The sequence below is a fragment of the Burkholderia sp. Bp8998 genome (genome assembly GCF_003854235.1).
GTDB lineage: Bacteria > Pseudomonadota > Gammaproteobacteria > Burkholderiales > Burkholderiaceae > Burkholderia.
This window is the reverse complement of record NZ_QTQF01000001.1, coordinates 336,046-359,078: the sequence shown is the minus strand read 5'-3', so window position 1 is coordinate 359,078 and position 23,033 is coordinate 336,046. Positions and strand designations below refer to the sequence as shown.

Annotated in this window: 18 protein-coding genes and 1 riboswitch; of the genes, 4 read left to right on the top strand and 14 right to left on the bottom strand. The window is 68.7% G+C overall.

All coding sequences use genetic code 11. From position 1 onward, the window contains the following. Positions 1-13 precede the first annotated feature (13 nt). From DIE06_RS01635 to DIE06_RS01615, 4 genes are all read right to left on the bottom strand, one after another. Positions 14-802, bottom strand: coding sequence for an SDR family oxidoreductase (locus DIE06_RS01635; protein ID WP_124659864.1), 789 nt, complete (start codon positions 800-802; stop codon positions 14-16). A 422-nt stretch (positions 803-1,224) separates the two neighbouring features. Then, a complete protein-coding gene (locus DIE06_RS01625) occupies positions 1,225-1,812 on the bottom strand; it encodes a phosphatase PAP2 family protein (RefSeq protein ID WP_124659862.1) in 588 nt (195 codons plus the stop codon). Between the two features lie 80 nt (positions 1,813-1,892). Then, positions 1,893-3,209 carry an Nramp family divalent metal transporter gene (locus tag DIE06_RS01620; RefSeq protein ID WP_124659861.1) on the bottom strand — a complete coding sequence of 439 codons (1,317 nt, stop codon included), beginning with the start codon at positions 3,207-3,209 and terminating at the stop codon, positions 1,893-1,895. Further along, complete coding sequence (locus DIE06_RS01615; protein ID WP_124659860.1) at positions 3,158-4,231, bottom strand: helix-turn-helix domain-containing protein; 1,074 nt, start codon at positions 4,229-4,231, stop codon at positions 3,158-3,160. Before DIE06_RS01615 ends, DIE06_RS01620 begins: the two co-directional genes overlap by 52 nt. Positions 4,232-4,711: 480 nt before the next feature. Between DIE06_RS01615 and DIE06_RS01610 the strand changes: the two genes are divergently transcribed. Both DIE06_RS01610 and DIE06_RS01605 read left to right on the top strand, forming a co-directional pair. After that, positions 4,712-5,632, top strand: coding sequence for a LysR family transcriptional regulator (locus tag DIE06_RS01610; protein ID WP_124659859.1), 921 nt, complete (start codon positions 4,712-4,714; stop codon positions 5,630-5,632). A gap of 118 nt (positions 5,633-5,750) precedes the next feature. Beyond that, entirely contained in the window at positions 5,751-6,152 is a 402-nt protein-coding gene (locus DIE06_RS01605) for an OsmC family protein (RefSeq protein ID WP_124659858.1), read from the top strand. A 100-nt stretch (positions 6,153-6,252) separates the two neighbouring features. Here DIE06_RS01605 and DIE06_RS01600 read toward each other — a convergent pair whose 3' ends face one another. Further along, the gene (locus DIE06_RS01600) at positions 6,253-7,134 is read right to left on the bottom strand and encodes a Dyp-type peroxidase (protein WP_124659857.1); all 882 of its coding nucleotides are present in this window, start codon (positions 7,132-7,134) and stop codon (positions 6,253-6,255) included. Positions 7,135-7,618: 484 nt separating this feature from the next. Here DIE06_RS01600 and DIE06_RS01590 point away from each other — a divergent pair, with 484 nt between their 5' ends. Beyond that, a complete protein-coding gene (locus DIE06_RS01590; RefSeq protein ID WP_124659856.1) occupies positions 7,619-9,481 on the top strand; it encodes an ABC transporter ATP-binding protein in 1,863 nt (620 codons plus the stop codon). A 208-nt stretch (positions 9,482-9,689) separates the two neighbouring features. Further along, on the top strand, positions 9,690-10,403 hold the full coding sequence (locus tag DIE06_RS01585; protein ID WP_124660047.1) for a riboflavin synthase subunit alpha: 714 nt from the start codon (positions 9,690-9,692) through the stop codon (positions 10,401-10,403). A 94-nt stretch (positions 10,404-10,497) separates the two neighbouring features. Here the strand turns inward: DIE06_RS01585 and DIE06_RS01580 are convergent, their stop codons facing one another. The 9 genes from DIE06_RS01580 to DIE06_RS01530 form a co-directional block, all read right to left on the bottom strand. Beyond that, entirely contained in the window at positions 10,498-11,739 is a 1,242-nt protein-coding gene (locus DIE06_RS01580) for a voltage-gated chloride channel family protein (protein ID WP_124659855.1), read from the bottom strand. Between the two features lie 79 nt (positions 11,740-11,818). After that, positions 11,819-11,922, bottom strand: a riboswitch (Fluoride riboswitch). 60 nt (positions 11,923-11,982) lie between these two features. Then, positions 11,983-13,002: a chemotaxis response regulator protein-glutamate methylesterase gene (locus DIE06_RS01575; RefSeq protein WP_124659854.1), complete on the bottom strand. Its 1,020-nt coding sequence runs from the start codon at positions 13,000-13,002 to the stop codon at positions 11,983-11,985. After that, a complete protein-coding gene (locus tag DIE06_RS01570; protein ID WP_124659853.1) occupies positions 12,999-15,308 on the bottom strand; it encodes a hybrid sensor histidine kinase/response regulator in 2,310 nt (769 codons plus the stop codon). Before DIE06_RS01570 ends, DIE06_RS01575 begins: the two co-directional genes overlap by 4 nt. After that, entirely contained in the window at positions 15,305-16,009 is a 705-nt protein-coding gene (locus DIE06_RS01565; RefSeq protein WP_124659852.1) for a chemotaxis protein CheW, read from the bottom strand. Before DIE06_RS01565 ends, DIE06_RS01570 begins: the two co-directional genes overlap by 4 nt. Before the next feature lie 45 nt (positions 16,010-16,054). Continuing rightward, a complete protein-coding gene (locus tag DIE06_RS01560) occupies positions 16,055-17,485 on the bottom strand; it encodes a protein-glutamate O-methyltransferase CheR (RefSeq protein WP_124659851.1) in 1,431 nt (476 codons plus the stop codon). Continuing rightward, on the bottom strand, positions 17,482-17,994 hold the full coding sequence (locus tag DIE06_RS01555; RefSeq protein WP_124659850.1) for a chemotaxis protein CheW: 513 nt from the start codon (positions 17,992-17,994) through the stop codon (positions 17,482-17,484). The genes DIE06_RS01560 and DIE06_RS01555 overlap by 4 nt, the downstream gene beginning before the upstream one ends. Beyond that, positions 17,991-19,667 (bottom strand): methyl-accepting chemotaxis protein, encoded by a 1,677-nt coding sequence (locus tag DIE06_RS01550; RefSeq protein ID WP_124659849.1) that lies wholly within the window; start codon positions 19,665-19,667, stop codon positions 17,991-17,993. Before DIE06_RS01550 ends, DIE06_RS01555 begins: the two co-directional genes overlap by 4 nt. Before the next feature lie 123 nt (positions 19,668-19,790). Beyond that, a complete protein-coding gene (locus DIE06_RS01540; RefSeq protein ID WP_124659848.1) occupies positions 19,791-20,924 on the bottom strand; it encodes a hybrid sensor histidine kinase/response regulator in 1,134 nt (377 codons plus the stop codon). 504 nt (positions 20,925-21,428) lie between these two features. Beyond that, positions 21,429-23,012, bottom strand: a complete 1,584-nt coding sequence (locus DIE06_RS01530; protein ID WP_124659846.1) for a Na+/H+ antiporter — start codon at positions 23,010-23,012, stop codon at positions 21,429-21,431. Between the last annotated feature and the right edge of the window lie 21 nt (positions 23,013-23,033).

The window sequence follows — 23,033 nt, the reverse complement described above, 5'->3', positions numbered from 1 at the left end:
TCGTCGCTGCGCGTCAGACCGCGCACATGCCGCCGTCGATCACGAGTTCGGCGGCCGTCACGAAGCGGCTCTCGTCGGATGCCAGATAGACGGCCGCGTGCGCGACGTCGTCCGGTTCGCCGAGCCGGCGCAGCGGAATGCCGCGCGCGAGCTTGCGCGTCGCGTCGCGTTCGCCGAGCGACTGGAACAGCGGCTCGACGATCCCCGTGCGAATGAACGCCGGGTGAATCGAGTTGCAGCGCACGTCGAGCTCGCGGCGCGCGCAGTCGATCGCGACCGACTTCGTCAGCGACGCGACCGCGGCCTTCGACGCGTTGTACGCGGTGAAATCCGGCTCGACCTTGAACGCGGCCACCGACGAGATGTTGATGATCGACGCCGGGCGGCTCGCGCCGAGGTACGGCAGCGCATGCTTGCAGCCGAGCACGATGCTCTCGACGTTGATCGCCATCACGCGCCGCCATTCGTCGAGCTCGATCTGCGCGGGCGCGCCCATCGAGCCGACGCCCGCATTGTTGACGAGCACCGACAACCCGCCCATCGCTTCGTTCGCCTGCGCGAGCAGCGCCTGCCAGCGCGCCTCGTCGCGCACGTCCTGCGTGGCCGCGAACGCGACCGGCGCCGCGTGCCCCGCATTGAGCTCGTGCGCGAAGTCGTCGAGCACCGCCGCGTCGGCGATGTCGGTCAGGAACACGCGCGCGCCCTGCTCGACCATCCGGCGCGCGATCGCGCGGCCGAGGCCGCCGGCGGCGCCCGTGATGTACGCGCACTTGCCTGCGAGGCGCGAGGAAACGACTGTCATGGGACCTGCTCCTATCGTGAATCGTCGTGGCGGACCGGTGCCGCGACGGCGGTTGCCGTGCGCCGGCCGACGGCCGCGCGGTTTGCGCGAGTATAGCGAGCCGGCCGCACCGCGCCGGACAAATCGGGCAGGCCGCCGCTGCCGGCCCCGATCGAACGAACGCCAGCGTACGCGATTGCCGCCAATCGATGAAATGAATATTCGTAATGCCCGGTCATAGACATGGCTCATGACCTTCGTATCGGCGGGCGACGGGGACGAGCCTGCGCGGCGCGGCCGATCACCGCGAATATTGACTCACTGAAGGCCGGACGCCGGCTTTCGACAACGACGGGGAACGAATGGGATGCGACGCGGGGGCGGCGGCCGGGGCGACGACCGCATCTGACACCGGGGCTCCGATGCCCCGGAACGAACAGCGATCAAAACCCGTCGCCGGACGTGCGCATGAACGCGCAGAACTGCGGGGAATGCGTGTCGATCATCTGCTGGAACGGTGCGCGATGCCCGTACGCGATGCCGGACACGAGGAGCAGGCAGACGGCCGCGATCCGCGGCGAGAACACGCGCTTGTGCGCCCGCTCGTAGGCACGCAGGAACACCAGCGCGACCAGCGCGCCGAGCAGCCAGCCGACGACGACTTCGGGAATCGTATGCGATTGGTCGAACACCCGCGCGACGGCCGTCACCGCGCCGACGGCGAGACCGGCCGCCACGCCCGGCACCTTGCCCGGACGGAATGCCTGCCACAGCGTCGACAGCGCGACGGTCCACACGGACGTCGACAGCATCGTATGGCCGCTGATCACGCGGAAATCGAACTGCGGGATCTCGATACCGCAGCCCGCATAGAGGATCTTGGTCGCCCCGACCAGGCTCATGCCGGCCGCGAGCAGTGCGATCCAGCGCACCGCGAGCCGCCAGTTGGACAGCGCGAGCCAGACCGCGCAGGTCAGCGCAACCGGCAGGGTCAACGCGGCGTCGCCGATGTTGCTGATTTCACTCCACATAACGGACGTCGGACGGCTAGCAAAAGGCGCAGTTTAACGCAGGTGCGCCGCGCGCCTGTTTCAGCCTGTGACAGGCTGTATCAGCCTGCGACACCGGTGATCAGCAGCAGGTTCGTGCCGGTGATGACGACGAACAGCGCCCACGCGGCGACCCGCATCCCGCGGCCGATCGCATGCTCGCCCATCATGCCGCGATCGCTGACCGACCGGATCAGCGGCCACATCGCGAACGGCAGTTGCAGGCTCAGCAGCACCTGGCTCCAGACGAGCAGCTGCCCGACCGAATTCTCGCCCAGCAACAGCACGCCGATCAGCGCGGGCACCAGCGCGAGCCCACGCGTGATCAGCCGGCGCTGATAGCACGGGATTTTGGTATGCAGGAAGCCGTCCATGATCACCTGGCCGGCGATCGTGCCGGTCAGCGTCGAGCTTTGCCCCGACGCGAGCAGCGCGATACCGAACAGCAGCGCGGCCGCGCCGCCCGCGATCGGCGTGATCAGCCGGTACGCCTGTTCGATGTCGGTCACGTTGTGCTGGCCGGTCGCATGAAACGCCGCGCCGGCTACGATCAGGATCGCCGCATTGACGAGCATCGCGACGAACAGCGACACGCAGGTGTCGATGCGCACCAGCGCGAGCGTGTCGCGGACCAGGCCGCGCGCGCCGCCGACGACATGGCGCGTCTGCACGACCGACGAATGCAGATACAGGTTGTGCGGCATGATCGTCGCGCCGACGATGCCGAGCGCGAGCACGATCGCGTCCTTGCGGTCATGACCCGGATTGCCCGGCACGAGCCCCTTCGCGACCGCATGCCAGTCGGGCGGCGTGATCGCGACCTGCGCGACGAAGCAGAACGCCATCGTCGCGATCAACCCGAGCACGATCGCCTCGATCTGCCGGACGCCCTTGCCCTGCAGCCCGAGGACGATCACCGTGTCGAGCGCGGTCAGCACGATCCCCCACGCGAGCGGCACACCGAGCAGCAGCTTGAACGCGAGCGCGCAGCCGAGCACTTCGGCGATGTCGCACGCGATGATCGACACCTCGGCGGTCACCCACTGCACGATGCGGCCGAAGCGGCCATAGCGGTCGTAGCTGGCCTGCGCGAGATCCTTGCCCGCGACGAGGCCGAGCCGCGCGGCGAGCATCTGCAGGAAGATCGCGGCGAGGCTCGAGAACGCGACGACCCACAGCAGCGAATAGCCGAATTGCGAGCCGGCCTGGATGTCGGTGGCCCAGTTGCCGGGATCCATATAGCCGATCGCGACCAGCAGGCCCGGGCCGAAGAAGCGCTTGAGCTTCATCCAGCGCGACGCGCCGGCGTCGATCGTGATGCTGCCCTTTACTTCTGACGGGCAGAAGGGGGCTGTGGCGGTAGTGGGGAGCAAGGGCATGGAAACCGGGGATCGTGATCGCGACACGGTGATTTTACGGTCATCCGCCCCACTTTCTCTCGCACGTCGGCGCGCACGCCCCGGCCCGCCCGCTCGCCGGCGGCTTTCGCGAGCGGTGGCGCGGGCGGCGGATCGGCCTGCGGGTCCGGCGCCCCGGCGCCGTTCGTCAGGATCCGCTCGCGCTCGGCGACGCGAAATTCGGTCGGCGACACCAGGAGACGCTGGCGAAACAGCTTCGCCAGACGCTCGCCGCTGCCGAAGCCCGTGCGCCGCGCGACCTTGTCGGCCGGCAGCGTCGTGTGGATCAGCATGTGGCATGCGCGCTCGAGCCGCACGTGCTGCACGAACTCCGTCGGCGTCACGCCGATTTCCTTCTTGAAGCGCCGCAGGAAATTGCGCTCGCTCATCGCGGCCGTCTGCGCGACTTCCGCGATCGAAATACGGTTCGCGCTCTGCGCGCGCAGCCGCTGCGCCGACATCCGGATCGACGGGCTCGCGCTCAGTTCGCGAAACGCCCACATCGACTGCGCATAGCGCTGCTCGACCGGCCGCATCAGGTTGCTGGCGATCTCCTGCGCGGCGCTGTCGCCGAGATCGGCGCGGAACATGTCAAGCACGGCCGCGAACACGTCGACCTCACCGGCCTGCAGTTCGATCGTGGCCGCCGCACGGTGGGTGCGACCGGTTCGCGCGTGACCGGCATCCGTCTGCCGGTGCGACGCCGCGAGCGTCGACAGGTCCATCGCATCGACGATCCATCGCGCATGCCGGCCGATGTCGCTCAGGCGGCGCCGCAATGCATCGTTCCAGTTGACCGACGCGCGGTCACCGTGAAGGTGAAAGAACGCGAGCGCACGATGGCCATGCTCGTCGCCCAACGGATCGGCGGCGATCTGCACGCCGGACGACGACTGCAGCAATCCCCCGCTTTCGGATACGTACTTCAGCTGGTAATCCGCACTGAACGCGTGCAGGCGATTCGCCAGGTTGAAGGCCTCGCCTAGTCGCGCGGCCTGGGCCAAGGAAAACCCCGTACTCAAATAGATGACGACCCACCTCTGATCTGCTGCTTCCACTGCCAAGCCCCCGGACTGTTTCGACTTCTTTTAATACCGTCGAACTGTCAGGTTTTTATTTGGTTTGAACGCGTGCGACAGGGACGGCTATCTCGAAATATGAAGCGACGGCATCTTAGCCGAACGGGTCGTGTCTTTGGTACGAAATGGCCGAGAGGGACAGCATGATGGCGGAATTCTACAGGCCGTCGTTGACCGATGGCATGGCCGCGTGGCCCTACGCATGCCGATGGGCGCGCCCGCATCGCCCGCATGCGTCGCGCGCCTGCATCGCGTCGCGCATCGGGTGCAGGCGCGCGCGCGTAGCGGGACGACCATCATCGACACGCATCGAACGGTATCGATCGTCTCCGCCGCGCGCACCCGCGTTCCGTTGTTTGCGCATCCATTAGAATCGCTCCACCGCCCACCACGCCGCCTTCGTCCGTGCCCGCCGATCATCGTCTCGACCTGAACCTGTTCCGCGTGCTCGATGCCGTCTACGTGCACGGCGGCATTGGCGCGGCCGCCCGCGCGCTGCACCTGACGCAGCCGGCCGTCACGCATGCGCTCAACCGGCTGCGCACGCATTTCGACGACCCGCTGTTCGTGCGCCAGGGCAATCGCGTCGTGCCGACCGAGCGCACGCGCGCGATCATCGCGGACGTGCAGCTTCACCTCGCCGGCCTGCAACGCGCCGCGCGCGACCCGTCGGCATTCGATCCGGCGACGCTCGACCTGAGCATCGCGGTCGGCATTCGCGACGTGCTCGAATCGATCGCGCTGCCGCAGATCGTCGCCACGTTCGCCGGCGAAGCGCCGGGCCTGCGGTTCGTGAGCCGCCGCGTCGCGGTGCACGACATCGAACGCGAACTCGCGTCGGGCAATCTCGACCTGGCCGTCGATCGACGCGTGCAGACCGGGCCGCGCATCGCGACCGAGCACCTGCTCGACGATTCGCTCGTCGTCGCGATGCGGCACGACCATCCGTTGACGAGCGGTCCGCTGCGGCGCGGCGACTATTTCGCCGCGCGGCATATCGCGGTGTCGTCGCTCGGCGAACCGCAATCGCTCGACGTGCTGCTCGGCAACGACGGGCGCTTCCGTCACATCCAGCTCGTTTGCCAGCATTACTTCGCCGCCTGCCAGATCGCCGCGGCGGGCGACCTGCTACTGACGCTGCCGCGCACGTATGCGCTGCGCATGGCGGCGATGCTGCCGATCGCCGTGCAGCCGCTGCCGCTGCGGCTCAAGCCGTTTCCGCTGCTCGCGTACTGGCACGAGTCGCGCGAGACCGACCGCGCGCACCAGTGGGTGCGCGAGCGCGTCGCGGCGCTCGTGCGCCGGAGTGCCGGCGTCGCCGGCTGATTCTGGCGAACCCGTCGACGCGCGTTGCGCCCGAGATTTCCGTCGCGACGGTATGCTGACGGCTCAAACGCCGCGCCCCCGTCGCGGTCCCCTCTTTCCCGCTTACCGGAGACTTGCCATGCCGCTCATCCACGCTGCCGCCACCCTCGCCGCCGACGCGCCCGACTACGTCGTCCAGCTGCAGGCCGGCACGCACACGCTGACCGGCGACGAGGCGCCGCGTGAAGGCGGACAGGGCCTCGGGCCGGCGCCGTTCGAGTTCGTGCTGGCCGGTCTCGCGCAATGCACGGCCGCGACGCTGCGCATGTACATGCAGCGCAAGACGTGGCCGGCCGCGCGCATCGACGTGCGCACCGAACTGCATGCCGATCGCGAAGGGCAACAATACGTGCGCCGCGTCGTGACGCTCGACGGCACGCTCGACGACGCGCAGCGCCAGCGCCTCGCGGAAATCTGCGAGAAGACGCCGGTGACGTTGTTCATCAAGCGCGGCACGCGCATCGAAACGACGCTGAGCTGACGGGCGGCGTACCGCGCCGCACGCGATCGATACGTACCAAGCAAAACGGGCGGGCCGCGCACGATGCGCGGCCCGCCCGTTTGCGGATGTCGTCCGGCGCTTACAGCCCGAGCGCGGACAGGTCCAGCTTGCCGTCCTTCACCGGCGGGCACCAGAAATACGCGCCCGTCAGCGGCCGCGTGAAGCGGAACAGGCCGTCGACGATGCCGTCGTCCGCGCCGCTCATCCGGCGCATCTGCACGTCGAACGCGCGGAACGAACAGCCGAATGCGACGAAGTAGAGCCCCGCGCGGCGTGCATCGGACCACGGCGACGAACGGCGCAGCATGAATGCCTCCGGCTCGAAGCTCTCCTGCGCGGTGCGCTTCACGTGCGCGAACTCGGGCGCGTCGTCGAGCTCCTCGTTGTCCGAGCGGCGGCGGCCGATGATGTGATCCATGTCGCCCGACGCAATGCGCTCCATCCGGTCGAAGTCGTGCAGCCATTGCTGAACCGCGACGAAACTCGAACCGTCGAGCCCCGCGCCCTGCCCCGTGACGACCGCCGCGGCCAGCGCGTCGTCGCCGGCCGGGTTCTCGGTGCCGTCCTCGTAACCCGACAGGTCGCGATCGGTCGCATAGCGAAACCCGTCGACCACATCCTGCAGCGCGAACGCCGGCGCAAGCGCCCGCTCGATCGCTCGCGCGCGCAGCACGAGTTCGCCGCGATCGTCGCCACGTAGCCAGACCCAGACGTCGGCCGGCGTGATCGGCAGCGTGCGATCGTTCACCGCGAACGCCGGGTATTCGGTGAGGCCCGGGACCGGGCGCCCGAGGTGCGCGGCCAGCGCCTGTCCGAAGCCGGCGACCGTGTCGCGCCCGTCGACGAGTTCGCGCAACGCCATCAGCGCCGCCGCGACATTGCCGTTGTCCGAAATCGTGAAAGTGAGGTATCGGGCCGCCGTGTCGATCGGAGCCAGGATGCCTTGCTGAACGTCGCTCATCGTTTCCTCAGGAATGGTTCGGGGTGAATCCGCGCGGCCGCAGCGGCCGGCGCGCAACGGCAAAGTGTAATCGATGCGGCCCGCCGCCCCGTGCGGCACCGCACCGCGCAACGCACGCGGAAAAGGGCCGAAACCCCAGATACTAACCGTATCGACGCTGCAACGCCGCATCGTCAGACGTTGCGGCGAATCCGGCTTGCCTGATAAAATCCCTTCACGTCTTTTCGGCGTCCTTTCAACCGTTCACTTCAGGGAGGTGCAGATGTTCCGAATGCCAGCAGCCTTCCCGAACGTGGTCCCACGACGCGGCTGATCCTGCCCGTCGTCCGCGCCGGCTCCCGAGTGCTCCGCTAACCCGCCAGCCCGCGCATTTTCCCGACAGCCCGTTTCGTTTCGCCCGCATCGTCCGCGCGGCGCGGCTGTTGCGTTTTCGACGTTCTCCGAACCGGAAAGTCCCGTCGCGCGATGCGCCGGGCAACGATACATGACCAGAAAAACCACCCATCTGGGCGGCCAGGCATTCCAGGCCGTCTTCGGCTTCACCTTCCGCTACTGGCGCAAGCAGCCGGCGCGCATCGCGATGATCGCGACCCTGGCGCTGCTCGGCGCGCTTGCCGACGTGCTCACGCCGCTGTTCGCCGGGCGCCTCGTCGATGCGCTGTCGACCGGCCTGACCGACCGCGCCGCCGCGTGGCATTCGGCCGTCACCGCGTTCGGCACGCTGGCCGCGCTTGGCATCGGCGCGACGCTGCTGCGGCAAGGCGTCTACCTGAACATCATCACGCTCACGCTCAAGATGATGAGCGAGATCGCCGCCGCGTCGTTCCATCGCGTGCAGCGTTTCTCGACCGACTGGCACGCGAACAGCTTCGCGGGGTCGACCGTGCGCAAGATCACGCGCGGAATCTGGGCGCTCGACCTGCTGAACGACACGGTGCTGATCGCGCTGCTGCCGTCGGTCACGATGCTCGTCGGCGCGACCGTGCTGCTCGGCACGCACTGGCCGGTCATGGGGCTCGTCGTCGGCGCGGGTTCGCTGCTGTACATCTCGGTGACGGTCGCCGTGTCGCTCGGCATCGTCGCGCCGGCCGCGCGGCTCGGCAACCTGTGGGACACGCGCATGGGCGGCGCACTCGCGGACGCGGTGAGCTGCAACGCGGTCGTCAAGGCGTTCGGCGCGGAAACGCGCGAGGAAGCGCGGCTCGCGCGCGTGATCGGCAAGTGGCGTCAGCGCACGCGCCGCACGTGGGTGCGCGGCACGTTCAACGGCGGGCTGCAGGGCGCGATGCTCGTCGCGATGCAGGCCGCGATGATCGGCGTCGCGCTGCGGCTGTGGGCGAACGACGAAGCGAGCGTCGGCGACATCGCGTTCTCGCTGACGATGTTCTTCATGCTGCAGGGCTACCTGCGCGACGTCGGCATGCACATCCGCAACCTGCAGCGCTCGGTCAACGACATGGAAGAGCTCGTCGCGCTCGAGCGCCAGCCGCTCGGCATCGACGATCGGCCCGGTGCGCCGGCGATCCGGATCGGGCAAGGCGAGATCCGCTTCGAGCACGTGACGTTCCGTTACGGCAACCATCCGGTGCCGCTGTACGACGACTTCTCGATGCGCATCGCGCCCGGCGAGCGCGTCGGGCTCGTCGGTCATTCCGGGTCGGGCAAGACGACGTTCATCAAGCTGATCCAGCGCCTGTACGACGTGTCGGGCGGCCGCATCACGATCGACGGCCAGGATATCGCGCAGGTGCGGCAGGATTCGCTGCGCAGCCAGATCGCGATCGTCCAGCAGGAGCCCGTGCTGTTCCACCGCACGCTCGCGGAGAACATCGCGTATGCGCGTCCCGACGCGAGCCGCGCGGAGATCGAGCGCGCCGCGCGGCTCGCCAGCGCGCACGACTTCATCGCCGCGCTGCCGGACGGCTATGACACGCTCGTCGGCGAGCGCGGGATCAAGCTGTCGGGCGGCGAACGCCAGCGCGTCGCGATCGCGCGGGCGTTCCTCGCGGATGCGCCGATCCTGATCCTCGACGAAGCGACGTCGAGCCTCGACAGCGAAAGCGAGGTGCTGATCCAGCAGGCGATGGAGCGGCTGATGGTCGGCCGCACGACGCTCGTCGTCGCACACCGGTTGTCGACGGTGCGCTCGCTCGACCGCCTGCTCGTACTCGATCGCGGCAAGGTGATCGAGGAAGGCAACCACGACGCGCTGATCCGCATCGACGGCGGGGTATATCGCCGGTTGTTCGAGCGGCAGGCGCTGGAACTGGCGAAGGGCTTGATCGATACGCCGCGACGCATGGTGAACGGTGACGCCGGCCCGCTGGGGGAACCGGCGGAGGCTTGATCCAGGCGGGATCGTGATGTGGCCCGACGATATGGTTGCTGCCGCCGGGTCACGTCCGCCCGACTTCCTGGGGTCGGTTCAGATGCACGGCTTTTGTTTCCGCGTGCATCCGCGATGCGCCGCCTGCCGCTGCGCAACCACGTTCGTGATGGGGGTTCCCCGGATCACTTATCATACCGGCCAGGCAATTTGCGACGAAAGGCAGATCATGTTTACAGGCATTGTTCAGGGTGTTGGCGTCATCAAGGCCATCAAGGATCACGGCGAACTGAGAACGTTCACCATCGAATTCCCCGAGCGGTTCACCACCGATATCGAGATCGGCGCGAGCGTCTCGGTCGACGGCGTCTGCCTGACGGTGACGACCATCCACTCCCCGCTGCTGATCGACTTCGACGTGATGTTGCCGAGCCTGAGAATCACCACGCTGGCCGACCTGACGACCGGCGCCCGGGTCAACGTGGAGCGGGCCGCGAAGGACGGCGCGGAGATCGGCGGACATCCGCTGTCCGGTCACGTCGACTTCATGGGGACCATCCTGCACATCGCGTCGTCCGAGCACAACCGGATGATCCGCATCGGCGTGCCGGCCGATTTCAAACGTTATGTGTTCGCGAAGGGCTATATCGCGATCAACGGCTGCAGCCTCACCGTGTCGGACGTCAATCGCGACGAAGGCTGGTTCGAAGTCTGGCTGATTCCCGAAACGCGACGCGCGACCACCTTCGATGCGAAGGGCGTCGACGACAAGGTCAATATCGAGATCGAGCGCAGCACGCAGGTCGTCGTGGACACGATCCGCGAGTCGGTCAAGGAGACGCTCGGGGAATTGACCGGCGTCGTCACCGCGTTGCTCGCGGAGAAGGGTATCGACATCGAGGAACTGCTCGCGCGGAACGTCGCGCGGCTGCCGAAGGCGTAACTGCAACGGACGCCGCTTGCCCCGGTGATGCTCGGGATCACCGGGCGTCGGCTTCCGTCGCGATGCGCCCGGTCGGCCCCCCCGCACACCGACTTCACTCCACATCCACCCGCGCCCCCTTCCCCACCGCCACCCGCTGCGATCGGTAAATCCCCGCGTGCCCGGAAAACAGATAGGCAACCACGCACGCGACGATCGCATACACGCCGACATCCGCGCCGAACAATTCGATCGCCATGATCGTCGACGCGATCGGCGTGTTGGCCGCGCCCGCGAACACCGCGACGAAACCGAGCCCCGCGAGCACGGGCACCGGCAGCGCGAGCACCTGCCCGAGCGCGTTGCCGAGCGTCGCGCCGATGTAGAACAGCGGCGTCACTTCGCCGCCCTTGAATCCCGACGCGAGCGTGACGACGGTAAACGCGAACTTGCCCGCGAAATCGTAAACCGGCAGCGGCCCGTGAAATGCGGCCTCGATCGTCGGAATCCCGAGGCCGAGATACTGCGGCACATTCAGCACGGTGGCGGCCACGGCCACCAGCGCCCCGCCGAGCACCGGCTGCAGCGGCGCATGACGGACGACGCGGCGGAACCATGCGGTCAGCGCATGCGTCGCGAACGCGAACAGCCGGCCGACGATGCCGAACGCGACACCCGCGACGACCGTCGCGGCCAGCCCCGTCGCCGACACGGCCGGCACGAATGGAATCGCATAAGCGGTGTGATGCACGCCCCACGCGCGGCACACGACATCCGCGACGATCGCCGACGCGACGCAGGTCAGCAGCGCGTCGTACCGAACGCGGCCGATCGCAAGCACCTCGAGCCCGAACACGGCGCCCGCAAGCGGCGTACCGAACACCGACGAGAACCCGGCCGCGATGCCGCCCATCAGCAGCACGCGCCGATGCTCGCGATCGAGCCGGAACAGGTGCGTGACGCGATCGGCGAGCGCGCCGCCCATCTGCACGGCCGTGCCCTCGCGGCCGGCCGACCCGCCGAACAGGTGCGTGACGACGGTCGCGACGAGCACGAGCGGCGCCATCCGCTTCGGCACGAGCGCCTTTGGATCGTGAATCTCGTCGATCAGCAGGTTGTTGCCGCGTGCAACCGACTGGCCGAACCGGTGATAGACCCAGCCGGTCGCGAAACCGGCGGCCGGCAGCCCCCACAGCAGCCAGGGATGCGCGACGCGCGTGCCGGTCGCCCAGTCGAGCGCGATCAGGAACAACGCGGAAGCCGTGCCGGCCAGCGCGCCGAGCAACGCAGACAGCGCGAGCCAGCGGCACACGTAGCGCACGGTCGCGAAAAAATCGGCAGAAGTCGAGAAAAACATGATTTCCAGATTCGACAGGACATCAAAACCTGGGCGGCAGAATACCGCATGGACGGCCTGCGACCTCCTGACAACCCAGGAACACGCAGGCATCATCAGCCGGGCAAACCGGCGGTTGAGGGCCGAACCGTGCGCGACGCGCCGGGATCGACCGCAGGGAGGCATGCCATCTCCGCAGGCGGCAATTGTACGCGACGCCGCGCGTCGCGCGCAATGCGGCCCCGCCGGGGCCGCCGCGCACCGTCAGTCGAGCGGCATGCGCGTCACGCGCGAGATCAGTTGCGGCGCGATCCGCTCGAGCGGCAGGATCGCCGACGCCGCGCCGATCGCCGCGGCCGCCTTCGGCATCCCGTAGACGGCGCTCGTCGCCTCGTCCTGCGCGATCGTGTAGCACCCCTTCGCGCGCATCGCCTTCAGCCCGAGCGCGCCGTCGCGCCCCATCCCGGTCAGCAGCACGCCGAGCGCATCGCCCTGCCAGCCGTCGGCGACGCTGTTGAAGAACACGTCGATCGACGGCCGGTACGGCGTCTCGGCCGGATGCCGCGTATAGCCGAGCACGCCGCGCGGCGACAGATACAGGTGATCGTCGGTCGCCGCGAGCAGCACCTCGCCCGCCCGCGGCACGCTGCCCTGCCGCGCGACGCGTACGGGCAGCCGCGTATAGCCGTCGAGCCACTCCGCCATGCCGACCGCGAACGCCTGGTCGACGTGCTGCACGATCACGAGCGCCGCCGGAAAATCGGCCGGCAGCGCGCGCAGCAGCGCGGTGAGCGCCGTCGGCCCGCCCGCCGACGCGCCGACCGCGATCAGCGTCGGCTGGCCGCGCGCGGGCGCCGGTCCGGGCGGCACGAGCGTCGCGGTCCGGCTTTCGAGCAGCCGGCCGATCTGGTCGATCTTCGCGAGCAGCGGCTGCGGCGCCGCATCCGACGGCAGGCCGAGCGCGAGCGTCGGCGTGTCGACCGCGTCGAGGGCGCCGGCGCCCATCGCCTCGTAGACGGACGACGTGTTCGCGCTGACGCTCGCGGTCACGACCAGGATCGCGCACGGCGCGCGCGCCATGATCTGCCGTGTCGCGGCCACGCCGTCGACCTTCGGCATCACGAGATCCATCAGCACCAGGTCGGGCGGATGCGCGACGCAGAAATCCACGGCCTCGTCGCCATCGGTCGCCACCCACAGCACGCGGTGGTCCGTGCGCAGCGCGATCACGCGGCGCAGCGCCTCGACGGCAAGCGGCAGATCGTTGACGATGCCGATATTCATCCGCGCGCGTCCCCGATCAGGTCATGCACCGCATCGAGCAGCGCCTCGTCGTGGAAACTGCTCTTCGCGAGATAGTAGTCCGCGCCGGCATCGAGCCCGCGCCGGCGATCCTCGTCACGATCCTTGTACGACACGATCATCACCGGCACGCGCTTGAGCATCGGGTCGCCCTTGATCAGCGTGACGAGTTCGATCCCGTCCATGCGCGGCATGTCGACGTCGGTGACGACCAGGTCGAACGCGTCGCTGCGCACCGCGTTCCAGCCGTCCATCCCGTCGACCGCGACGGTCACGTCGTAGCCGCGCTTTTCCAGCAGCTTGCGTTCGAGCTCGCGCACCGTCAGCGAATCGTCGACGACGAGCACGCGGCGGCGCCGGTCGGCGCGCGCGAGCTTCGGATCGCGCGTGAGCTTCGCGAGCTGGCCGCCGCGCACGAGCTTGTCGACGGAGCGGATCAGGTCCTCGACATCGACGATCAGCACCGGGTCGCCGTTCTCGAGCAATGCCCCGGCCGCGATGTTCTGGATCTTGTGCAGGCGGCTGTCGAGCGGTTGCACGACGAGCATCCGTTCGCCGAGGAAGCGGTCGACGGCGACACCGTAGAGCTCGGGTTCGCCGCCGACGACCACGACCGCCGTGCTCGTGCGCGCGACGCCGGGCTCGCCTGCATCGAGCAGCTGGTGCGCGGCGACGAGGCCCGCGCGCCGGCCGTCGAACGGAAAATGCGGCTGGCCTTCGAGCACGTCGATGTCGTCGTGCGACAGTTCGAGCGTGCGGCGCACGTGCGCGAGCGGGAACGCGTAAGGTTCGCCGCCTACCTCGACCAGCAGGCTGCGGATCACCGACAGCGTGAGCGGCAGCTGCAGCACGAAGCGCATGCCCGCGCCGGGCTCGTTGAAGATGCGCACCGCGCCGCGCACGCCGCGCACCATCTCCTGCACCGCGTCGAGGCCGACGCCGCGCCCCGACACGTCGGTCACCGCATCGCGCATCGAGAAGCCCGGCAGCAGCAGGAATTCGAGCAGTTCGGGATCGGACAGCCGCGCAGCCGTCTCGTCGTCGGTCAGGCACTGGCGCACGACGGCCGCGCGCAACGCGTCCATGTCCACGCCCGGCCCGTCGTCGATCACGCTGACGAGCAGCGAGCCGGCGCTGTGCCGCGCCTCCAGCGTCACGCTCGCCTCGGCCGGCTTGCCGCGCGCGAGGCGCGCGTCGGGCGACTCGACGCCGTGATCGATCGCGTTGCGCAGCAGGTGTCCGAGCGGCGCGTCGAGCAGGTCGAGGATGTCGCGGTCGACCTGCGTGCCTTCGCCGACGATCGAGAAGCGCACCTGCTTGCCGAGCGAGCGCGCCAGATCGCGGACGATCCGCGGATACGCGCGCGTCGCGTCGCCGAACGGCCGCATCCGGCACTGCAGCGCCTCGTCGTACAACTGCTCGGCGATGTGCGTGCTGCGCCGCTCGAAGCGGTCGAATTCGTCCATGCGCTCGGCGAGCGAGCGCTGCAGGTCGTTGAGCATGTGCCGCACTTCGCTCAGCGACGCGAGCACGCTCGCGTCGAGATCGTCGGCAAACTGTTCGTACAACAGATCGAGCGAACGGGCCGCATCGCGCTGCGCGCGCTTCACGCGCAGCATCGACTCCGCGAACGGCTTGAGCCAGCGTGATTCGACGAGCGACTCGCCGGACAGGCTCAGCAGCCGGTTAAGCGTATCGGCCCGCACGCGGCGCATCGCACCCGCACCGGCCGCGCGGCCGGCCTGGACCGGATCGGGCACGGCTGCCGACACGGCGAGCGGCGGCACCGCGGCGCCGGCCCCGACGGGTTCGTTCGCGGCGCCATCGTGCTCGCGGAACGTCGCGGCGGACGGCGGTGCCAGCGGCGACGCGAAGGCCGATGTCGGCATCGCGTGCGCGCCGTCGGCGCCCGTCAGCGCCAGCGCGAACGCCTCGATCTCCGCCGACGACACCGGCTGCGCCTGCGGATCGGCGACGCGCACCAGCAGGTCGACACCGGCGAGCAGCACATCGACATGCGTGGCCGTCAGCGCGATCGTGCCGGCCTGCGCGGCGACGAAGCATTCTTCCATGCGCCCCGCGATGTCGACGCCCAGCGGCACGCCGACGATGCGCGCGGCACCCTTCAACGAATGCGCGGCGCGCATGCACGCCTCGAGCGCGACCGAGTCGGGCTCGCCCGATTCGAGCGCGAGCAGGCGTTCGGAGAGCGCCTGGGTCTGCGTGCGCGTCTCCTCGCGATACAGCTCGAGCAGCGACAGGTGGCTCAGATCGTCATCGCCGCTCATCGCATGCTCCGTGTCACGGCGTCGAACAGCCGATCGTCGTCGAGCAGGCCCACCGACTTGCCGCGCCACGACAGCACGCCGCGCGACAGGCCGGCGCTCGCGCGCCCAACCGTCGCGGGCACGGGCACCCATTCGGATGCACCGAAGCGCAGCACACCCTCGACTTCGTCGACCGGAAACACCACCGGCTCGCCCTGGTGCGCGGCAACCAGCAGCCGCGTGAAACGGCCGTCCGCGCCACCCTCGGCGCCCTTGCCCGCGTCGAGGCCGAGCAGCGCGCCGATCGAGATCGCGATGCGCAGCGTGCCGCGAATGTTGACCACGCCGCGCACGGCCGAATGGCGCCGATGCGGCAGCGAATGGATCGGACGCGTGCCGGCGATCTCGCGCAGCACGCCGATCGGCAGCGCGAGCCATTCGTCGGCGACGCGAAACGCCAGCGCCGCCTGGTGCGTATCGTCGTCGCCGTGCGCGCGAGTCGCGTCGAATGCGCTGATCCGCTGCGTGGCGTCGGCCATTTCGGCGACGCCGAGCGGGCGTTCGAGCAGTTTCGCCGCGTGATACGCGTAGACCGGGCAGTTCAGGCAGCGCAGGCAGTCGGCCAGCCGCTCGCACGAGCGGTCGCCGTGCGTGCCGATCCGGTTCCAGCAATCGTCGACGCCGATCGTCGTATCGTCAGTGGCAACGGTGTCGCGGTTCATTCTTTCCTCGGTCATCCCGATGTCGGCTCCCAACCCGTATTCTCATTATCCGGCGGAGCGCCGCGCGCGCTCGAGCAGCCATTGCGCGCCGGCACCATCGCCGCCGACGTCGAGCAAGGTCGCGAGATGCGTCAGCGCTTCATGGTGCGTCGGCCGCAGATACAGCGCCTTCCGGTAGAAATCGCCCGCTTCCGCGACTCGCCCGCGCGCATCCGCGATCAGCCCGTTCAGGTAGAACGCGTCCGCGTGCGGCCCGGCGTGCGCGGAGAACTGCGCGAGCACGCGCTCGGCCTCGTCGAATGCGCCCGCGTTGGCCAGCGCCTGCGCTTCCTCGAGCGTGGGCGCGGCGCTGTCGGCGACCGGCGTCGCGGGCGTGTCGGCCACGTTGGGCACATTGGCCGCATGGGTCGGTAAGTCAACGTGCAAGCCGGCCCGCGGCTCGAACGCCATCGGACGCTCGGCCGGTGCGAACACGGCACGCGACGGCGCGGCATCGATCCATGTCGACGGGACGACAGCCAGCAGCGGGCGCGTCACAGCCGGCGGCGCCACAGCGAAGCGCTCGGCGCGCCGGTACGGCGCAACCGCGGGCACCGGTGCCGGATGGCGGGCCGCGTCCCCGTCCGCCGCGGCGCCGCCGCGGACGCGATGAAACGCGAACGCCAGCGGCACGCGTGCCGAGCGCATCCCGTGCCGCATCGCGACGCCGGTTTCGGCCGGCCCGACGAACAACATCCCGTCGTCGGCGAGCGCGCTTTCGAGCGAACCGATCACGCGGTCCTGCGCATCGCGATCGAAATAGATCAGCACGTTGCGGCAGAACACGAAATCGTAGCGGATGCCCGTATCGATGCCCGGTTCGACCAGGTTCGCCTGGCGAAACTGCACGCGCGCGCGTACGCGCTCGTCGAGCAGCCAGCCGTCGGCGGCCGGCGTGAAGTAGCGGCCGCGGAACTCGGTCGCCGTGCCGCGAAACGCATTGCGTCCGTAGCAGCCGAGCCGCGCCTGTTCGATCGCGCGCGCGCTCAGGTCGATCGCGTCGATCGTGAAGCTGGCCGGGTCGAGCCCGGCGTCGAGCAACGCCATCGCCGCCGAATACGGCTCCTCGCCGGTCGAGCACGGCGCGCTCAGCACGCGGATCACGCGCCCGGGCATCGCGGCAAGCCGCTCGGCCGCGAGCCGCGCGAGCGTCGCGAACGCCTCGCGATCGCGGAAGAACCACGTCTCCGGCACGACGAACAGTTCGATCAGCGCGCGCCGTTCGTCGGCCGACGCGTTGAGCTGCTGCCAGTAGGCGTCGAGCGCTTCCGGCGTGACGGGCGGCCGCGCCGCCGACGACAGCCGCTCGCCGTCGCCCTGCAGCGCCTGCACGCGCTCCGTCAGTGCACGGCTCAGGAAATCGTTGCCGAGCGAATCGGGGTCGATGCCGGTCTCGCGCAGCAGCCAGCCGCGAAATCGCGAATCGGACGCTTTCATGCGGACTCCCCTCCGTGGCCCGGCAGGCCGTCGAACAGATACAGGCGCGCAACGTCGTCGATCAGGTCCGACACCGAGACCTGCTGCACGATCCCGTCGGGCGTGTTCGCGACGCGCCCGAGCCAGCGCGTGCGCGCGGTCGACACGCCGCTGGCGCGAAACGCCGCGCGGTCGATCCGCAGCGTCTGCGTCGCGCGCTCGACGATCAGGCCGATCACGCGCTCGCGGTCGAGCTGCCCGACGCGATAGCGAACCATCACCAGCCGCGTCGAACGCAGCGCATGCGCGCGCCGTTCGAGCGCGAGCATCGGCACGTCGATCACGGGCACCGGCTGGCCGCCGCGCATCAGCAGCCCGGCAATCCATGCGGGCGCGCCGGGCACGGCCTTGGTGGTCGCGAGCGGCAACACCTCGTCGATGTCGGCCGCGTCGAGCGCATAGCGCTCGCCGTCGAGCTCGAACATCAGGAACAGCGCGTGCGCGCAGCCTTGCGACTCGGCGCGCGTCACGCGTCGACCTTGAAGCGCGACACGCTGGTGCGCAACTGGTTCGCGACGAGCGTCAGGTCGTCGATCGCCTGCGACGACTGGCGCAGCGATTCGGCCGTCTGCTGCGCAGCTTCCGACAGCTGCGACAGCGCCTGCGTGATCTGCTCGGCACCGTTCGCCTGCGTCTGCATCCCTTCGTTGACCATCTGGAAGCGCGGCGCGAGCGTCTGCACCTCGGCGATGATCTGCGACAGCTGCCCGCCGACCTGCTGCACGTCGAGCATCCCGCGGCGCACTTCCTCGGAGAACTTGTCCATCCCCATCACGCCCGCCGACACGGCCGACTGGATCTCCTTCACCGTCTGCTCGATGTCGTAGGTGGCCACGGCCGTCTGGTCGGCGAGGCGGCGGATCTCGGTCGCGACGACCGCGAAGCCGCGGCCGTACTCGCCGGCCTTCTCGGCTTCGATCGCCGCGTTCAGCGACAGCAGGTTGGTCTGGTCGGCCACCTTGGTGATCGTCGCGACGACCTGGTTGATGTTCAGCGCCTTCTCGTTGAGGATGGCGAGCTTCGCATTCACCGAACCCGCCGCATCCATCACGCTGCGCATGGTCTCGCCCATCCGCGTGAGGCCGCTCTGGCTCACGCCCGCGAGCGTCGCCGACTGCTCGGCCACGCCGGCCACCTCGTTCATCGTGCGCAGCAGGTCGCGCGACGTCGCGAAGATCTCGCGCGACGTTGCACCGATCTCGGTCGTCGTCGCCGCGGTTTCGTTCGCGGTCGCCTGCTGCTCGCGCGACGTCGCCGCGATCTCGGCGACCGACGTCGTCACCTGCAGCGACGACTGCTGCGCGCGTGCGACCAGTTCGGTCAGCTCGTCGGCCATCCGGTTGAAGCCCGTCTCGAGCGTGCCGAATTCATCGCGGCGGCGCAGGTCGAGGCGATGGGTCAGGTTGCCGGTGCGCATCACGTCGTGCACCTCGACGAGCCGCGTCATCGGCACGGTGACCGCGCGGAACAGCCCGTAGCCGAGCGCGAGCGCGGACAGCAGCACGATGCCCAGCGCGGTAGCGAGCACGATCTCGGTGTCCTGCACTGACTCGCGGATCAGCTTCGCGGACTGGTCGGCGAACTTGCGGTTCTCCTGCACCAGCGTATTCGCGTTGCGCACGACCTCGGCCCACGCCGGCTGCACCTTCGCGTACGCGGAGACGGACTCTTCGTGCGATACGCGGTGCTTTTGCACGGCGTCGTTCAGGAGCGGCAGGTAGCGATCGAACGACGCGCGGAACGCCGCAAAGCGCTGACGATCGTCATCGCGGAACGTCGTGTTCTGGTAGTCGACCGACAACGACTCGACCTCCTTGAGCGCCTCGCCGATCCTCGCGAAATCGCGCTGCACGAGTTCGGGATCGGTATCGACGAACGTCGCCTGCTGCAGCATCGCGAACGATTCGTTGACCGTCCCGCGCAGCGACGCCGCGAGATAGACGCCCGGCAGCGAGTCGCGCTCGATGCTGACGGCTTCGGTGTTGATCGCGCGCAGGCGCTCGTAGGACACGCCGGCCGTCACCAGCATCAGCACGAACAGCACGCCGAAGCTGAGCAGGATACGGTTGCCGAGCGTCAGCCGGGCGGCGCCGATCGTCGGGTGCAGGCTTTCATTGGTCGCGCGGGGCGTCACGGTGGCCATGTTCGTTATGGGCTTTCTAAAATCAGCGTTGAAAAAAACCGCGCCCGCCCGCGCGCCGGACGGCGCGCCACGAGCGCATCGGGGTCTGCGGGCAGCGCGGCACCGGCGGGCCGCGTCGCGAAATCATCGCTCCGCTTGCGCCGGCAGCCGAAGCGCGACCATGAAGCCGCGCGCCGTATTGCGCATCAGGATCTGGCCGCGATGCCGCGCGGCCGTCGCGCGGACGAACGCAAGCCCGAGGCCGAAGCCGCTGCGTGCCGCGCCATGCGCGGATTCGAGCCGCACGAACGACTCGGTCGCGGCCGTGCGCTGGTCGGACGCGATGCCGGCGCCGGCGTCCTCGACGCCGATCAGCCAGGCACCGTCGTCGTCGCTCAGCATGCAACGCACGTCCGTGCCGGCCGGGCCGTACTTCAGCGCGTTGTCGATCAGGTTCGCGACCGCGCGCGTGAGCATCATGCGATCGCCCATCGTCACGCACTCGGTGTCGGGCACGTGGGCGACGACCCGGCTGCCGAATCCGGCCGCCTTCTCCCACAGCTGGTCGACGGCGTCGAGCACGATCTCGTTGAGACTCAGGACCTCGTGCGCGCGGCGTTCCGACTGCGCGCGGGTCAGGTGGATGAAGCCGTCGGCGAGCGCGAGCGCGCGCCGGGCGTGGGCGGCAATGCGCTCCATGATCGCCGGCATGTCGCCGTGCTCGGTCCGGTAGACCTCGAGCAACGCGAGGATCGACGTCTGCGGCGAGCGCATGTCGTGCGACAGGAAGTCCAGCGCTTCGTCGCGCTGCCGCGACATCAGGTACGAATTCGAGTGATAGCGGATGCGCGCGGTCAGCTCCATCGCGTCCGGGAGCTTCACGAGATAGTCGTTCGCGCCGGCGATGAACGCCTCGCGCTTGACGATCGGCTCCTCCTTCGCCGACAGCACGATGATCGGCACGCGTGCGGTGGCGGCGTCCGCGCGCCACGCGCGAACGAGGTCGAGGCCGTCGATGTCCGGCATCACGAGATCCTGCAGGATGACCGTCGGCTTCACGTCGCGCGCGACCGCCATCGCCCGGTGTGCGTCGGTGCACACATGCAGGTCGATATCGTGCTCGCCGCGCAGCGCGCGACGGATCACCTCGCCGACGAACGGCTGATCGTCGACGAGCAGAACCGATAGCCCAGATTCGAGACAATCCGGCGCGTTTTCACCGCTCGATTCTTTCATAAATACCGTTTCAAACGCCAAATCTCCAATTGATTCTTTCATAGGAGTTGTTTATCCGACTTGGACGCCATCTTGATTTAGCGGCCGAGCAATCCGCCTGTAGTTGCTGACCTGGCCTGTCAGCATTGCCTCACGGGGATCCGAACGCCGATTTTCCCCCGACGACGGTCGCATTACCTCCGTGTGCTTTCTCTCAATAAAGATAACCGGCTGATTCTAAATGAAATTAGAACACAGCATCTATCTCATTCCGGTTTAGTTTTGCCAAATATGGTGAAAGAGCGGGATTCAGTTAAATCAGATCATTTCCGGACGCGAAAGACGATAACGTTTGCGAAGCCGGCGCCACGAGGTTTGCATGCGCTGCAAGACCCTTGCGTCGAACGTATCGGGGCCGGATTCCGATGCGACGGAATCGGAGAGATGGAAGGGAAAGTCGCGCGCCGCGACGCGATCGGCCGCGGAGCGAACGCATGGGGCGCCGCCGGTCGAACCCGGTTGGCGCAGCAAGGCGGCCGTGCGTTCGCGGCCCGCCCGCGTGACGGGTTACCCGCGCGCGTGCTGCGCGGACACTTCCTGCAGGTCGAGATCGCGCTCGACCATGTGCAGCATCTCGTCGTGAATGCGGCCCGATCGGTGCAGGCTCAGCAGCTCCGCGCGCCCGGCCTTGATCGCGGCCAGCACGACGTCGTAGTGCGCGATGCGGACCTCCGCCGGATATTCAGGCTCGTTCTTCGCCCGCTCGGTCAGTTCCGCACGATACGTGTATTGCTCCAGCAGGCGCGGGTGAATCACCTTGCCGCTGTCGTCGCGCACCAGCGGCTGGATCGCCGCGAGTTGTGCCGCCTCGATATGCGCCCACGTCTGCGGCTCGGTCAGATGATGCGCGGCGCGCTCTTCGCGTTGCGTCAGGCGCAGCAGCCGGATCAGCGGCCCGATGGTCGTGCCCTGCAGCAGCACGGTGACGAGGATCACCGCGAACGACGCGACCAGGATCACGTCGCGGCCCGGCATCGCCTCCGGCAGCGACAGCGCGATCGCCAGCGTCACGACCCCGCGCATGCCGGCCCAGCTCATGACCGTCGCGGCCTTCCAGTCGGGCGCGCCGCCGCGCCGCACGATGCCGCGTACCGGCCACTTCAGCACTTCGACGGCATAGACCCACACGAAGCGCGACACGATCACGGCCGCCAGCACCGCGAGCACGGCCGGCATCATCGTGCCGAGCACCTGCTCGAAACCGCCGAGCCGGTGGATCGCGCCGCGCAGCGACAGCCCGATCAGCACGAACACCATCGCCTCGAGCAGGAACACGATGACCTGCCAGAACGCGGTACCGCGCGTGCGCACGGCCGCCGAGAACACTTCGTGCTGGTGCCAGCCGATGATCATGCCGGCCGTGACCGTCGCGATCACCCCCGACACCTCGACCATTTCGCCGGCGATGTATGCGATCCAGCCGGCGATCACCGCGACGGTGATCACCAGATAGTCGTCGTCGGGCAGCTTCAGGAACCACACGACGAGCTTGCCGACCAGGAAGCCGACCACGACGCCGCCGAGCCCGAGTTCCGCGAAGCGCACGACCGCGTGCTCGAAGCTGAACGCGCCCGTCAGCGCGGCGGCGACCGCGAAGCGGAACAGCACCAGGCCCGCCGCGTCGTTCAGCAGGCTCTCTCCTTCGAGCAGCACCATCAGGCGGCGCGGCAGCGCGACGCGTTCGAGCACCGCCTTCGCGGCCACCGCATCGGGCGGCGACACGATCGCGCCGAGCGCGAAGCACGCGGCCCACGGCAGCGACGGCACGACCCAGTGCACGGCGAAGCCGACCGCGAATGTCGTGAACACCACGGCGCCGATCGCGAGCAGCAGGATGCCACCCACGTTGTGCTTGAACTCCTCCCACACCGTGAAATACGCGCCGTCCATCAGCAGCGGCGGCAGGAACACGAGCAGCACGAGTTCCGGATCGAGGTTGATCGGCGGCAGGCCGGGAATGAACGCGATGCCGATACCGCCGATCAGCAGCGCGGCCGCAGGCGGCAACCGCAACCGCTTGGCAATGCATTCGAGCGCGACGATAGCGAGGAATGACAACAGAACCAGCTTGAATGCCGAGACGGGGGACATGAATCGACCTCGTGAGGAATG